Genomic DNA, 12,784 nt, shown 5'->3' on the forward strand with positions numbered 1-12,784 from the left:
ATGGGTTGGCTACTGTGGTCGGCATGAGTCGGCACATCAGGTCCGCGACGACCCTGGTCGCCGTGACCGTGCTGCTGACCGGCTGCGTTCCGGGTCTGGGCGCGGACCCGCGCTTCGCGACCAATGCCGGCGCCCGACCGCAGGGTGCGGCCACAACGAAACCCGCGCCCAGCGGGCCGCCCCCGATCGCCGCCCCCAAGAACGACTTGTCGTGGCGCGACTGCACGTCGAAGGTGTTCACCGACGCCGGCGTCCGCCCGGCTCCCGGCGGTGTCCAGCTGGATTGCGCGAACTACGACGCCGACCTGGACCCGGTCAACGGCGGGTCGGGGACCGTGACCATCGGCGTGGTGCGCGCCCGGTCGAATCAGACTCCAAAGGACGCGGGCCCCGTCGTCTTGACCACGGGCTCCGACGTGGCGTCCTCGACGCAGTTGCCGGTGTGGCTTTCCCGGGCGGGCACCGATCTCTTGCAGGCCCATCCGATCGTCGCCGTGGACCGCCGCGGCATCGGCATGTCGAGCCCGATCGACTGCCGGGATCACCTCGACCGCCAGGCGATGCGCGATCAGGCGCAATTCCAGAGCGGCGACGACCCGGTCGCCAATCTGTCCGACATCGCCAACACCGCCACAACTAACTGCACCGACGCCATCGCGCCCGGTGACAGCGCCTACGACAACTCACACGCCGCCTCCGACATCGAGCGACTGCGCAGTCTGTGGGACGTACCTCAGGTCGCGCTGCTCGGCATCGGCAACGGCGCCCAGGTCGCGCTGGCCTACGCAGCGTCGCGGCCCGACAAGGTCGCCCGGCTGATGCTCGACTCCCCGATTGCGTTGGGGGTCAACGCCGAAGCGGCCGCCGAGCAACAGGTCAAGGGCCAGCAGGCCGCACTCGACGCGTTCGCCGCGCAATGCGTCGCGGTGAACTGCGCGCTGGGTCCCGATCCCAAGGGCGCCGTCAGCGCGCTACTGGCCGATGCCCGCGCCGGTAGGGCGCCCGGCGGCGCGTCGCTGGCCGAAGTCGTCAACGCCATCACCGTCGCGTTGGGCTTCCCCTCCGGCGGCCGCGTCAACGCCACGACGAGTCTGGCCAACGCGCTGGCGGCCGCCCGGTCCGGCGACGCCAACCAGCTGACCAACCTGATCAACCACGCCGACGCCACCCAGGACACCGACGGTCAGTTCGTCAATTCCTGCAGCGACGCGATCAATCGTCCGACCCCGGACCGGGTCCGCGAACTCGTGGTCGCCTGGGCCAAGCTTTATCCGCAGTTCGGCACCGTCGCCGCACTCAACTTGATCAAGTGCGTGCACTGGCCGACCATCTCGCCGCCGGCGCCGCCCAAGGACGTCAAGGTCGACGTCGTGTTGCTGGGCGTGCAGAACGACCCGATCGTGGGTTCCGAAGGCGTCGCCGCGACCGCGGCCACGATCATCAATGCGAACGCGGCCAGCCGGCGGGTGATGTGGCAGGGCATCGGCCATGGCGCCAGCATCTACACACCTTGCGCCGTCCCGCCCATGGTCGGCTATCTCAACAGCGGCAAGCTGCCCGCAACCGACACGTACTGTCCCGCCTGACACTTCGGGGCCGGCGCCGGTGTACGGTGCGCTGGTGACGGGAGCTGACTCGACTCGATCCGGCTTGCGCGACTCGTTGCTGGCCGCATTCGATCCCCGGACCGGGCCGCCGAGTACGGCGACAATCCTGCGGTCGGCGCTGTGGCCGCTGGCCATTCTCTCGGTTTTGCACCGCAGCATCGTGCTCACGCTCAACGGCAACATCACCGACGACTTCAAGCCGGTCTACCGGGCGGTGTCGAACTTTCGGCACGGCCTGGACATCTACAACGAGCACTTCGATTACGTGGACCCGCACTACCTGTATCCGCCCGGTGGCACGCTGCTGATGGCGCCGTTCGGATACCTGTCCTTCACGCCGTCGCGCTACCTATTCATCGGAATCAACACCGTGGCGATCCTGATCGCCTGGTACCTACTGCTGCGGCTGTTCAACTACACGCTGTCCTCGGTTGCCGCCCCGGCCCTGCTGCTGGCCATGTTCTGCACGGAAAGCGTGACCAGCACGCTGGTGTTCACCAACATCAACGGCTGCGTGCTGCTGGCCGAAGTGCTGTTCTTGCGGTGGCTGCTGGACGGGAAAGTCGGGCACCAGTGGTGGGCCGGCCTGCTAATCGGGCTCACCTTGACGCTCAAACCCGTGCTCGCACCACTGCTGTTGCTGCCCCTGCTCAATCGCCAATGGCGGACGCTGGTACCGGCCATCGCGGTCCCCGCCGTCGTCAACCTGGCCGCGTGGCCATTGGTCAGCGACCCGATGGACTTCGTCACGCGGACGCTGCCGTACATCGGGGGCACCCGGGACTATTTCAACAGCTCGATCGAGGGCAACGGGGTGTACTTCGGCCTGCCCACCTGGCTGATCGTGTCCCTGCGAATTCTGTTCATCCTGATTGCGATCGGCGCGCTCCGGCTGCTGTACCGCTACTACCGAACCCGGGACCCGCTGTTCTGGTTCACCAGCTCATCGGGTGTGCTGCTGCTGTGTTCCTGGCTGGTGCTGCCCCTGGCCCAGGGCTACTACTCGATGATGCTGTTCCCGTTCCTGATGACCGTGGTGCTGCAGAACTCGCTGATCCGCAACTGGCCGTCCTGGCTGGGGATCTATGGCTTCCTGACGCTGGATGACTGGCTGATTTACCGGTGGATGCGGTACGGCCGCGGGCTGCACTACCTCAAGATCACCTACGGTTGGTCGCTGCTGCTGATCGTCGTATTCACCGTGCTGCTCTTCCGCTACCTGGACGCCAAGTCCGAGAACCGGCTGGAAGACGGTATCGATCCGGTCTGGCTGCCAGCTAAGCCAGAGCGAGCTACCGTGGACCGATGAGTTCCCCCGACCTGTCGCAGCCCAAGGTGCAGCTATCTGACGACGAGTGGCGCAAGAAGCTCAACCCGCAGGAGTTCCAGGTGCTGCGTCGCGCCGGCACCGAGCGGCCGTTCGTCGGTGAGTACACCGACACCAAGACCCAGGGTGTTTACGAGTGCCGGGCCTGTGGCACTGAATTGTTCCGCAGCACGGAGAAGTTCGACTCGCACTGCGGCTGGCCGTCGTTCTTCGATCCGGCTAACTCCGACGCGGTGATCCTGGTTCCCGACCACTCGCTCGGGGCGACCCGCACCGAGGTGCTCTGCGCGAACTGCCACAGCCACCTCGGACACGTGTTCGCCGGTGAGGGTTACCCGACGCCGACGGATCAGCGGTACTGCATCAACTCGATCTCGCTGCGCCTGGTTCCCGCCGCGGGGTAACCCCGTCACCAGCCGCGACACTTAAACCACGCACAAGACACGCCGGAAGGCATCGCACCGCTTTAAGTCTCGGCGCCAGGGTGTCGGCCGGTCATGACAAATTCTGCCCATGGACGACGCATTTGTGGGTAGCGAGGCCGTGCGACGGGGAATGCTGAGCCCGTATCGACTCCGAACCGGGTTCCGTGCGATCTATCCCGACACTTACGTGGCGCATTGTGCAGCGCCGCCGCTGCGAACACGTTCGGTTGGGGCGTGGTTGTGGTCGGACCGACGCGGCATCCTGGCCGGACTTGCCGCAGCGGCGCTGCACGGATCGCAGTGGATCGATGACGACGAGCCCATCGAGTTGATCTGGCGTAACCCGCACCCGCCGATCGGCGTGATCACGCGAAATCAGCGAGTCGAGCCAGACGAGGTCACCCGCGTTGCCGGCCTTCCGGTGACCACTCTCACGAGGACAGCGTTTGACTTGGCACGGCACCTGCCCAGTGGCGAGGCAGTGGCACGGCTCGACGCGCTGATGCGCGCGACGCCGTTCTCCAGCGAGGATGTGCTGCTGCTGGCCAAGCGATACCCCGGAACGCGCGGGCTACGGAGGCTGCGGGCGGCTTTGCCGCTGATCGACGGAGGCGCCGCGTCCCCCAAGGAGACATGGCTGCGCTTGCTACTGATCGGTGCGGGCCTACCCATTCCCGCCACACAAATACCAGTGCAGGAGAAGTGGCAACTGGTTGCCTGCATCGATATGGGCTGGGAGAAATACATGGTGGCCGCCGAGTATGACGGCGACCATCATCGCGAGAACCGGCACCAGTACGCGCGCGACCAGGATCGGCTACGCAAGCTCGAAGAACTGGGCTGGATCGTTATCCGGGTGATCGCCGAGGACAAGCCCCTCGACGTGGTGCGACGTGTGCGCGGTGCGCTCATCCGCCGGGGATACCGCGACGGGAGGCGACGCCGTGGGTAAAACTCAGTCCGCCCGGGTGGCGTGGACTTCCCAGAACGGCGCGTGCACCCGGCCGTCGACCAGCCACGGTTCCATCGCGTGGAACCGTGCCAGCATGTCCTCCACCTGATCGGCCATGTCGGGATTGCGCGCGGCCATCATCTCGATGGTCTCGGCGCTCATGTTGACCTGGTAGGTGGTCGTGCCCAGATAGCTGATCTCCCACCCGCCGAGCGGAAGCACATCACGAAAGTCCTTCTCGGACAACGAGCGCAGCATTTTGAAGCCGTTGACGTTGTGCTCGCCGAACTCGAACATGTACAGCCGCGCGCCCGGCTTGGTCGCCCGGTGCAGCGCCTGTGCATAGGACTTCTGCAGCTCGGGTTCGGTGCTGAACGTGTGGTAGAAGGCGCAGTCGACGACGGTGTCGAACCGGTTCTCCAGCCCTTCCAGCTTGGTGGCGTCGGCCAGCTCGAAATTCACCGATACCCCGGCCTTTTGGGCGTTTTCCCGGGCCCGCTCCAACGCGCCCGCCGACCCGTCGATGCCGGTGGCCGAGTAGCCCTTGGACGCGTAGTAGATCGCGTGGTGCCCGGGGCCGGTGCCCGGGTCGAGCACCTCACCTTTGATCGCGCCGAGCGCGACCAGTTGCTGAACCACCGGTTGCGGTCCGCCGATGTCCCATGGCGTGGCGGCGGGCAGGCCGTTGGCCAACCGGTCATCGCGATACATCTGCTCGAAACGGGTGGGGTCGGTCGGGTCGAATTGTGTTGTCATGGCAGAGCATTCACCAGCTGCTCGACCGGCACCCGCGGCCCGGTGAAGAACGGTGTCTCCTCGCGGGTATGTCGGCGGGCGTCGGTGGCGCGCAGTTCACGCATCAGGTCGACGATGCGGTGTAGTTCGGGCGCCTCGAAGGCCAGAATCCATTCGTAGTCGCCGAGCGCGAAGGCCGGCACGGTGTTGGCGCGGACATCCTTGTACTCGCGGGCGGCCATGCCGTGCTCGGCGAGCATGCGGCGGCGTTCCTCGTCGGGCAGCAGGTACCACTCGTAGGACCGCACGAAGGGATACACGCAGATGTAGGCGCCGGGTTCCTCGCCGGCCAGAAACGCCGGGATGTGGCTCTTGTTGAACTCCGCCGGCCGATGCAACGCCACGCTGCTCCACACCGGCGCGCTGACTCGCCCCAGCGTGGTGGTGCGGCGGAAATCGGCATAGGTGGCTTGCAAAGCCTCGACGTGCTCGGCGTGCGTCCAGATCATGAAATCGGCGTCGGCCCGCAAACCTGCGACGTCGTAGAGGCCGCGCACCACGACACCGCGTTCTTCCTGTTGCTTGAAAAACCGGGTCGCTTCATCGATTACGGCGTCGCGCTCCTCCCCGAGCTCGCCGGGCTCCACCGAGAACACCGAGAACATCAGGTAGCGAATCGTCGAGTTCAGGGCATCAAAGTCGGGTTTGGCCATAAGACCTATCGTGCCACTTCCGCGTCCGAAGCCTCGATGGCCCTGATCACACGCTCGACTGCGCGCCCGGCCGCTCCGATACACGCCGGAACGCCGATCCCGTCGAGGTAACTACCTGCCACCGCCAGGGTCGGTGGCAGGCCGGCGCGGATCTGCGCGACCACGTCGGCGTGGCCCGGCCCGTACTGGGGCATCGCGTCGATCCACCGCTGCACGCGCGCCTCCACCGGTGCTACGGCCAGCCCGAAGACGGTGGCCAGGTCGTCGACCGCCCAGGCCAGTAGTTCCTCATCGGATGCGCTGGCGGCCAGATCGTCGCCGAATCGTCCGAACGACAGCCGCAGGAATTGCAGATCGCCGCGCACGCCCCACTTGCGGGAAGACAGCGTGATGGCCTTGCTCCGCAACTGCTCGCCGCTGGCCACCAACACCCCGGAGTATTCCGGGAACGCCGTGTTGCCCGGCACCGCAAGCGCGACCACCACCGACGACGCGCTCGTGATCCGGCTCGCCGCGGCGAACATCTGCGGCGCCACATCCTCGATCAGACGGGCCAGCCGCGGGGCGGGGATGGCCAGGATCACCGCATCGGCATTCCATCCCGTGCCGGTGTCATCGCGCAGCGCCCAGCCGCCTTCGGCCCGGTCGAGGCCTTTCACCCCGGCCCGGACCCACCGCACCCGGCTGCGCTCGACGAGCTCGTCGATCAGCACCCGATAGCCGCCGTCCAGCGCACCGAACACCGGCGCGCCCGTCGCCGGCGGCAATCCCTGCAGGACCGCATCGGTCAAGCTGGTGGCACCGCGATCGAGAGCCGCCGCCACGCTGGGGGCCGCCGCGCGCAGCCCGATCGTGGCCGCCGAGCCCGCATACACCCCGCTCAGCAGCGGGTCCACCGATCGCGCCACGGTTTGCTCGCCGAATCGGTCACCCACCAATTCGGCCGCGGCGGGATCGCTTCCGGGTTGCCAATCCAGCGGGCGGCCCGGCTCGGCGTGGATGCGCGCAACCGTGGCGTCGTCCACCAGCCCGGCCACCGACGCCGCCGAAGACGGGATTCCGACGACCGTGGCGGCCGGCAGCGGGTGCAGCTCTCGCTGGCTGTAAATCAACGGCCGGGCGCCGGTGGTGCCCAGTTGACGGTCGGACAGACCCAGCTCGGCCAGCAGCGCCGGCATCTCGGGCCGGCGCAACACGAATGCCTCGGCGCCCAGGTCCATCGGCCGCCCGCCGACCGATTCGGTGCGCAATATCCCGCCGAGCTTGTCCCCCGGATCGAACAGCGTGATGATTGCGTCGTCGCCGGCAGTCATCCGCAGCCGATAGGCCGCCGTCAATCCGGAGATCCCGCCGCCCACAACGCAATACGAGTGGGGGGTCATAGCGAGTGGACCAGTGACACCAGATCGGTCAGCACGCCCGGGTCGGTCTCGGGCAGCACTCCGTGACCGAGATTGAAGACGTGGCCCGCGGCGCCGGCGTCGACCGCACGGCGCCCATCGTCGACGACAGCGTGCGCGGCGCGTTCCACCACCGGCCAGCCCGCCAGCAACACCACCGGGTCGAGGTTGCCCTGCAGCGCCGTGCCGGGCTCGACACGGGCGGCGGCGTCGGTGAGTGTGGTTCGCCAATCCACGCCGACGACAACGTTTTTCGCGGGTTTGAGGGCCACTGACATCGCGCCCAGCAACTCGGCCGTCCCGACCCCGAAATGCGTCATCGGTAGTCCGTGTTCGGCCAGCGTCGCGAATACCCGGGAGCTGTGCGGCAGCACGTATTGGCGGTAATCGGCCAGCGAGAGGGTTCCCGCCCACGAGTCGAACACCTGGATCGCGTCCACACCGGCGTTGATCTGGCCGCGCAGGAATTCCACGGTGAGATCGGTCAGCTTCGACATCAGCGCGTGCCAGCTCGCCGGTTCGGCGAGCATCATCGCCTTGGTGCGGGCATGGTTACGGCTGGGGCCGCCTTCGACCAGATAGGACGCCAGCGTGAACGGCGCACCGGCGAAACCGATCAGCGGGACACTGCCGAGCGCGTCAACCAGTAGCGAAACCGCCCGGCATACCGGCTGAATTGCTTGCGGGTCAAGAGGTTTCATCGCATCGACATCGGCGCCCGTGCGGATCGGGTGCGCGATCACCGGTCCGACGTCGGCGACGATGTCCAAGTCGATGCCCGCGGCGCGCAGCGGTACGACGATGTCGGAGAACAAAATCGCCGCATCGACGTCATGGCGCCGGATCGGTTGCAGGGTGATCTCGCAGACGACCTCGGGCTCGAAGCACGCCGCCAGCATGCTCGTTTGTTGGCGCAGCGCCCGGTATTCGGGCAGCGAACGCCCGGCCTGCCGCATGAACCAGACCGGCACCCGGCCGGGTTTGCGACCAGTGACAGCCGCCAGATAGGGCGACTCGGGAAGTTCGCGACGGATGCTCATTGGACTCAATGCTGCCACGGCTGCCCGGCGGCACCCCTGGAGCACCTGGCGCCGCTGGGTAACATCAACCCAGTGTCAGTTGCACCAGTCCCAGTCAATTACGACGAATTCCCCAGCCTCCGCTTCGAACCCGGCGACAACGGCGTGCTCACGGTCGTTCTCGATGCACCCGGACTGAACTCGGTCGGGCCACAAATGCACCGCGATCTCGCCGATGTCTGGCCGGCCATCAACCGCGACCCCGACGTGCGGGTCGTCCTGATCCGCGGTGAAGGCAAAGCATTCTCCTCCGGCGGCAGCTTCGACCTGATCTCGGAAACCATCGGCGACTACGAAGGACGGCTTCGCATCATGCGCGAGGCCCGCGACCTGGTGCTCAACATCGTCAACTTCGACAAGCCGATGGTCTCGGCGATCCGGGGCCCCGCCGTCGGCGCCGGTCTGGTGGTGGCGTTGCTGTCCGACATCTCGGTGGCCGGGCGGACCGCCAAGATCATCGACGGGCACACCAAGCTCGGAGTGGCGGCGGGCGACCACGCCGCGATCTGCTGGCCACTGCTGGTCGGCATGGCCAAAGCCAAGTACTACCTACTCACCTGCGACACCTTGCTGGGCGAAGAAGCCGAGCGCATCGGCTTGGTATCTGTCTGCGTCGACGATGACGACGTGCTCCCGACAGCAACCCGCATCGCCAATGATCTGGCCCATGGGGCGCAAAACGCGATCCGCTGGACCAAACACAGCCTCAACCACTGGTACCGCATGTTCGCGCCCGCCTTCGAAACGTCGCTCGGCCTGGAATTCTTGAGTTTCAGCGGCCCCGACGTGCAGGAAGGCCTCGCCGCGCACCGCGAGAAGCGCCCGGCACGATTTAACGGCTGAACAGCCCCTGAGCTGGCTCAACGCCGTTAGATCACGATGTGACACGACCTGATAACAGCTCGGTCGCGACGTGTTTGAAAACGGCGCGCCTGTCGCGGCGTGTCGGGCGATAGGTCTAGCGTCGAACGTTGTGACCTCAGTCGAACCGGCCCCATTCCGCGAGGCGGTGGCGGCAATGAACGCCGTCCACGCCCGGCCGGAGATCGAGCTGGGCCCGATCCGGCCCCCGCAGCGCCTGGCACCCTTCAGTTACGCGCTGGGCGCCGAGGTCAAGCATCCCGAGATCGAGATCGTGCCCGAGCGGTCGGAGGGCGACGCGTTCGGCCGGCTGATCCTGCTGCACGATCCGGACGGCGCCGACGCCTGGGACGGCACGATGCGCCTGGTCGCTTACATCCAGGCCGACCTGGACCCCAGTGAGGCCGTCGACCCCCTGCTTCCGGAAGTGGCGTGGAGCTGGCTGCTCGAGGCGCTGGAGTCCCGGACCGACCAGGTCACCGCTCTGGGCGGGACCGTCACCGCCACCACTTCGGTGCGCTACGGCGACATCTCCGGACCGCCACGCGCCCACCAACTCGAGCTGCGGGCCTCGTGGACGGCGACCACGCCCGCCGTTGGCGTGCATGTCGAGGCCTTTTGCGAGGTGCTGGAGCACGCCGCAGGCCTACCGCCGGCTGGGGTCACCGACCTGAGCTCGCGGTCACGCGCCTGACATGTGCGAACCGGCGGCCTCTGGGCCCGACGGCACCGCGCCCGGCAACACCGAACCCGCGCCCACTCCGCTCCTGCACCCTGCTGACGGAGTACCTGAACTTTCGGTGACCGTCGACCAGATCGCCGACGCCGCGCGACTCCTGGACGGCGGCCATGGGCCGTTCGCGGTGGACGCCGAGCGGGCGTCGGGTTTCCGCTACTCCAACCGCGCCTACCTGATCCAGATCCGGCGGGTCGGCGCCGGCACGGTGCTTATCGACCCGGTCAGCCACGGCACCGATCCGCTGACGGCACTGCGGCCCATCGCCGAGGTGCTCAACCAAGACGAATGGATCCTGCACGCGGCCGATCAGGATCTGCCCTGTCTGGCCGAGGTCGGCATGCGACCGCCGGCGCTGTATGACACCGAGCTCGCCGGGCGGCTGGCCGGATTCGAGCGGGTGAACCTCGCGGCGATGACCGAGCGGCTGCTGGGTCAAGGACTGGTCAAAGGCCATGGCGCGGCCGACTGGTCCAAGCGCCCACTGCCCGCGGACTGGCTCAACTACGCGGCGCTCGACGTGGAACTGCTCGTGGAACTGCGCGCGGCGATCTCGGCGACCCTGGCCGAGCAAAACAAAACCGATTGGGCTGCACAGGAATTCGACTATCTGCGGGCCGCGGAAAGCAGAGCGGTCGCGCCGCGGCGCGACCGCTGGCGACGAACGTCGGGCATCCATCGGGTGCGCGACCGCCGCGGCCTGGCGGCGGTGCGCGAATTGTGGACGACACGCGACAACATCGCCCAACGCCGCGACATCGCGCCACGGCGCATTCTGCCGGATTCGGCGATCATCGACGCCGCGCTCGCCAATCCGAAGACGGTCGAAGACCTGATCGCACTGCCGGTGTTCGGCGGGCGCAACCAGCGGCGCAGCGCAGCGACGTGGCTGGCGGCGCTGCAAACGGCTCGCGAGAGCCAGGATCAGCCGGAAGATACCGAGCCGCCGAACGGGCCGCCGCCGCCGGCACGGTGGAGCAGACGCAAACCGGAGGCGGCCGCGCGGCTGGAGGCGGCCCGGGCCGGGCTATCGGAACTGTCGGAGCGGGTGAACATTCCGGCCGAGAACTTGGTTTCGCCCGACCTGGTGCGACGGCTGTGCTGGGACTGGGCGGACGCGGCAGACCCGCTGGAGGCCGTCGAAGAATTCTTGTGCGCGGGCCACGCGCGGGCCTGGCAGCGCGAACTCGTGGATCCCGTTTTGGCAACCGCGCTGCAGCCGCCGCCCCCGGCCGAGAGCACCGACAGCTAGTCGTCGCGTCAGCCACGGGCCTCGCGGGCAAAGCGGCCGGGAGACGATCCGACGGCTGCCTGAAACGCTCGGCTGAAGGCAGAGACCGACGAGTAACCCACGGCCTCGCTCACGCTGGCCACAGAACGGCCCGACGTACGTAATAGGTCCGCCGCGCGCATCACCCGCACCCACGTCACGAACTCCGCAATCGTGGTCCCGGTGTATTGCCGGAACCGTCTGACCAGCGTCGCCCGCGACACGTGACAGAGCCGCGCCAGCTCTTCGACGGTCCATTTCTCGCCAGGATTGGCAACGACCGCTTCGATGACCAATGTCAATTCGGGATCGCTGACGTTAAGAAGGCTCGGTCCCCCATCCGCCGGGGAAGCCTGCAGCGCCAGTACAAGAAGCACCTGGGCGAGTGAGTCGAGCATGACCGACGCACCCAAGTCGATGCTTTGTGCAACCGATCGCAACAGTGATGTCAAATGGATGGCATCGCTCTTCAACGGCTCAAAGAGATTCACGTGGAGCGGATCGGGAATGCTGGCCAAAAAGATGCGCCCTGCGCCGAATCCAAACGAATAGCATCCGCAGAAAAGATCAACTGCCGGGGCCGCCCCGACCACCGTCGCATGCGTGACAGCGTGGCCGTAGTCCATCGATATCGGCGCGGCCTGCGCGGTCGGATTTTTGTCGCTAGAAATTCGCACCTCATGCTGTTGCCCCCGGGGCAGCAGCAGAAAATCTCCTTCACGCATTTCGACGACACGGTCGGTCAGGTGGATGTTGCACTGACCTTCGACGACCAGATGAAACGGGGCGCGGGCATCGGCCGTCGAGTCGTTGAAGATGCGCGCGCCGCGCGGGAGTAGGCACCGAGTATCAAGTCTTGCGCCGGGCCGGGCCTGCGTGAGGAGGCTGCTCACCCAATCCATGGAGGACATCCCTCTCAGTGAGTCGATGGAGCACGTTTCTGAGCTGATTATGCCTTGTCCACTCAGACTGTCACCGGAAGACTCAGGACGTCGGAACACGAAATAGCTACCGCAGGAAAGGAATTCGATCGATGGAGCTTCTCTACCGACTTGTGGAGCAAGTCGGCAAACTCGACCGCCTCGCCGCGCTGATGACAAGAGCAGGGCTGGTGCTTGTCACGGTGTGGATCGGCGGTTTGAAGGTGACGCATTACGAATCTGAGGGCGTCGTGCCGTTCGTGGCCAACAGCCCATTTCTTCGCTGGACGCTGAATACGCCCGGCGATTACCCAAAGCATCGGACTGCGGAGGGCGCACTGAACGCCGCCAATGAGAGCTGGCATAACGCGAACGGCACATACGTGACAGCCCTGCTCCTGGGGATTGTCATCGTGGCGATCGGGATATTGATCGCCCTTGGTTTCGCTTATCCCCTTTGCGGTGTCATCGGCGGAATCCTGCTCGCCGGAATGAGTGTCACCACGCTGTCGTTTCTCATCACTACGCCCGAGGTCTGGGTTCCCACTAACGGTGCGAGCACTCACGGATTTCCGTATTTGGCGGCCCCGGGGCGCCTTGTGGTGAAAGACGCGATCATGCTGGGCGCTTCGCTGTGGTGCGCCGCAGATTCTGCAAAGCAGTTCGTGGCCGGACGGGTCCACCATCGAAACGCCACGGATTCAGCGATGCACACCCTGCGTGAGCGTTCCCCGCAACGACCGTGAGGCGTTGGTAACA

The 12,784-nt window shown here is 66.5% G+C and carries 13 protein-coding genes; 8 read left to right on the plus strand and 5 right to left on the minus strand.

Annotation, left to right across the window (positions count from 1 at the left end; genetic code table 11):
- The first annotated feature begins 5 nt into the window (after window positions 1–5).
- From ACTXG5_RS23030 to ACTXG5_RS23045, 4 genes are all read left to right on the plus strand, one after another.
- On the plus strand, window positions 6–1,586 hold the full coding sequence (locus tag ACTXG5_RS23030) for an alpha/beta fold hydrolase (RefSeq protein ID WP_445160986.1): 1,581 nt from the start codon (window positions 6–8) through the stop codon (window positions 1,584–1,586).
- Window positions 1,587–1,605: 19 nt separating this feature from the next.
- On the plus strand, window positions 1,606–2,916 hold the full coding sequence (aftC, locus tag ACTXG5_RS23035; RefSeq protein WP_445160987.1) for an arabinofuranan 3-O-arabinosyltransferase: 1,311 nt from the start codon (window positions 1,606–1,608) through the stop codon (window positions 2,914–2,916).
- On the plus strand, window positions 2,913–3,338 hold the full coding sequence (gene msrB / locus ACTXG5_RS23040) for a peptide-methionine (R)-S-oxide reductase MsrB (protein ID WP_445160988.1): 426 nt from the start codon (window positions 2,913–2,915) through the stop codon (window positions 3,336–3,338). Before aftC ends, msrB begins: the two co-directional genes overlap by 4 nt.
- 109 nt (window positions 3,339–3,447) lie before the next feature.
- On the plus strand, window positions 3,448–4,311 hold the full coding sequence (locus ACTXG5_RS23045; RefSeq protein ID WP_445160989.1) for a hypothetical protein: 864 nt from the start codon (window positions 3,448–3,450) through the stop codon (window positions 4,309–4,311).
- A 3-nt stretch (window positions 4,312–4,314) separates the two neighbouring features.
- Here ACTXG5_RS23045 and ACTXG5_RS23050 read toward each other — a convergent pair whose 3' ends face one another.
- The 4 genes from ACTXG5_RS23050 to hemE are packed head-to-tail and all read right to left on the minus strand — an operon-like array spanning window position 4,315 to window position 8,199.
- Window positions 4,315–5,067, minus strand: coding sequence for a class I SAM-dependent methyltransferase (locus tag ACTXG5_RS23050; RefSeq protein WP_445160990.1), 753 nt, complete (start codon window positions 5,065–5,067; stop codon window positions 4,315–4,317).
- Window positions 5,064–5,759 (minus strand): hydrogen peroxide-dependent heme synthase, encoded by a 696-nt coding sequence (hemQ, locus tag ACTXG5_RS23055; RefSeq protein WP_445160991.1) that lies wholly within the window; start codon window positions 5,757–5,759, stop codon window positions 5,064–5,066. The genes ACTXG5_RS23050 and hemQ overlap by 4 nt, the downstream gene beginning before the upstream one ends.
- Window positions 5,760–5,764: 5 nt before the next feature.
- Window positions 5,765–7,141, minus strand: coding sequence for a protoporphyrinogen oxidase (locus ACTXG5_RS23060; protein WP_445160992.1), 1,377 nt, complete (start codon window positions 7,139–7,141; stop codon window positions 5,765–5,767).
- On the minus strand, window positions 7,138–8,199 hold the full coding sequence (gene hemE, locus ACTXG5_RS23065; RefSeq protein ID WP_445160993.1) for a uroporphyrinogen decarboxylase: 1,062 nt from the start codon (window positions 8,197–8,199) through the stop codon (window positions 7,138–7,140). The genes ACTXG5_RS23060 and hemE overlap by 4 nt, the downstream gene beginning before the upstream one ends.
- 72 nt (window positions 8,200–8,271) lie before the next feature.
- On the opposite strand from hemE, the gene ACTXG5_RS23070 reads away from it, so the two are divergent.
- The 3 genes from ACTXG5_RS23070 to ACTXG5_RS23080 all read left to right on the plus strand — a co-directional run bounded on the left by ACTXG5_RS23070 (window position 8,272) and on the right by ACTXG5_RS23080 (window position 11,087).
- Complete coding sequence (locus ACTXG5_RS23070) at window positions 8,272–9,081, plus strand: enoyl-CoA hydratase/isomerase family protein (RefSeq protein WP_445160994.1); 810 nt, start codon at window positions 8,272–8,274, stop codon at window positions 9,079–9,081.
- A gap of 175 nt (window positions 9,082–9,256) precedes the next feature.
- Window positions 9,257–9,793 carry a DUF3000 domain-containing protein gene (locus ACTXG5_RS23075; RefSeq protein WP_313865168.1) on the plus strand — a complete coding sequence of 179 codons (537 nt, stop codon included), beginning with the start codon at window positions 9,257–9,259 and terminating at the stop codon, window positions 9,791–9,793.
- A gap of 1 nt (window position 9,794) precedes the next feature.
- Entirely contained in the window at window positions 9,795–11,087 is a 1,293-nt protein-coding gene (locus ACTXG5_RS23080; protein WP_445160995.1) for an HRDC domain-containing protein, read from the plus strand.
- A gap of 8 nt (window positions 11,088–11,095) precedes the next feature.
- Here ACTXG5_RS23080 and ACTXG5_RS23085 read toward each other — a convergent pair whose 3' ends face one another.
- The gene (locus tag ACTXG5_RS23085; protein WP_445160996.1) at window positions 11,096–12,007 is read right to left on the minus strand and encodes a cupin domain-containing protein; all 912 of its coding nucleotides are present in this window, start codon (window positions 12,005–12,007) and stop codon (window positions 11,096–11,098) included.
- Window positions 12,008–12,138: 131 nt separating this feature from the next.
- On the opposite strand from ACTXG5_RS23085, the gene ACTXG5_RS23090 reads away from it, so the two are divergent.
- Window positions 12,139–12,771 (plus strand): DUF417 family protein, encoded by a 633-nt coding sequence (locus tag ACTXG5_RS23090; protein WP_445160997.1) that lies wholly within the window; start codon window positions 12,139–12,141, stop codon window positions 12,769–12,771.
- Window positions 12,772–12,784: the final 13 nt, after the last annotated feature.

It is taken from the genome of Mycobacterium sp. Dal123C01, from assembly GCF_052566995.1.

Coding starts and splice junctions, on each gene's coding strand:
- msrB (WP_445160988.1), top strand. CDS start 2,913: ATGAGTTCCCCCGACCTGTCGCAGCCCAAGGTGCAGCTATCTGACGAC.
- ACTXG5_RS23045 (WP_445160989.1), top strand. CDS start 3,448: ATGGACGACGCATTTGTGGGTAGCGAGGCCGTGCGACGGGGAATGCTG.
- ACTXG5_RS23050 (WP_445160990.1), bottom strand. CDS start 5,067: ATGACAACACAATTCGACCCGACCGACCCCACCCGTTTCGAGCAGATG.
- hemQ (WP_445160991.1), bottom strand. CDS start 5,759: ATGGCCAAACCCGACTTTGATGCCCTGAACTCGACGATTCGCTACCTG.
- ACTXG5_RS23060 (WP_445160992.1), bottom strand. CDS start 7,141: ATGACCCCCCACTCGTATTGCGTTGTGGGCGGCGGGATCTCCGGATTG.
- hemE (WP_445160993.1), bottom strand. CDS start 8,199: ATGAGCATCCGTCGCGAACTTCCCGAGTCGCCCTATCTGGCGGCTGTC.
- ACTXG5_RS23075 (WP_313865168.1), top strand. CDS start 9,257: ATGAACGCCGTCCACGCCCGGCCGGAGATCGAGCTGGGCCCGATCCGG.
- ACTXG5_RS23080 (WP_445160995.1), top strand. CDS start 9,795: ATGTGCGAACCGGCGGCCTCTGGGCCCGACGGCACCGCGCCCGGCAAC.
- ACTXG5_RS23085 (WP_445160996.1), bottom strand. CDS start 12,007: ATGGATTGGGTGAGCAGCCTCCTCACGCAGGCCCGGCCCGGCGCAAGA.
- ACTXG5_RS23090 (WP_445160997.1), top strand. CDS start 12,139: ATGGAGCTTCTCTACCGACTTGTGGAGCAAGTCGGCAAACTCGACCGC.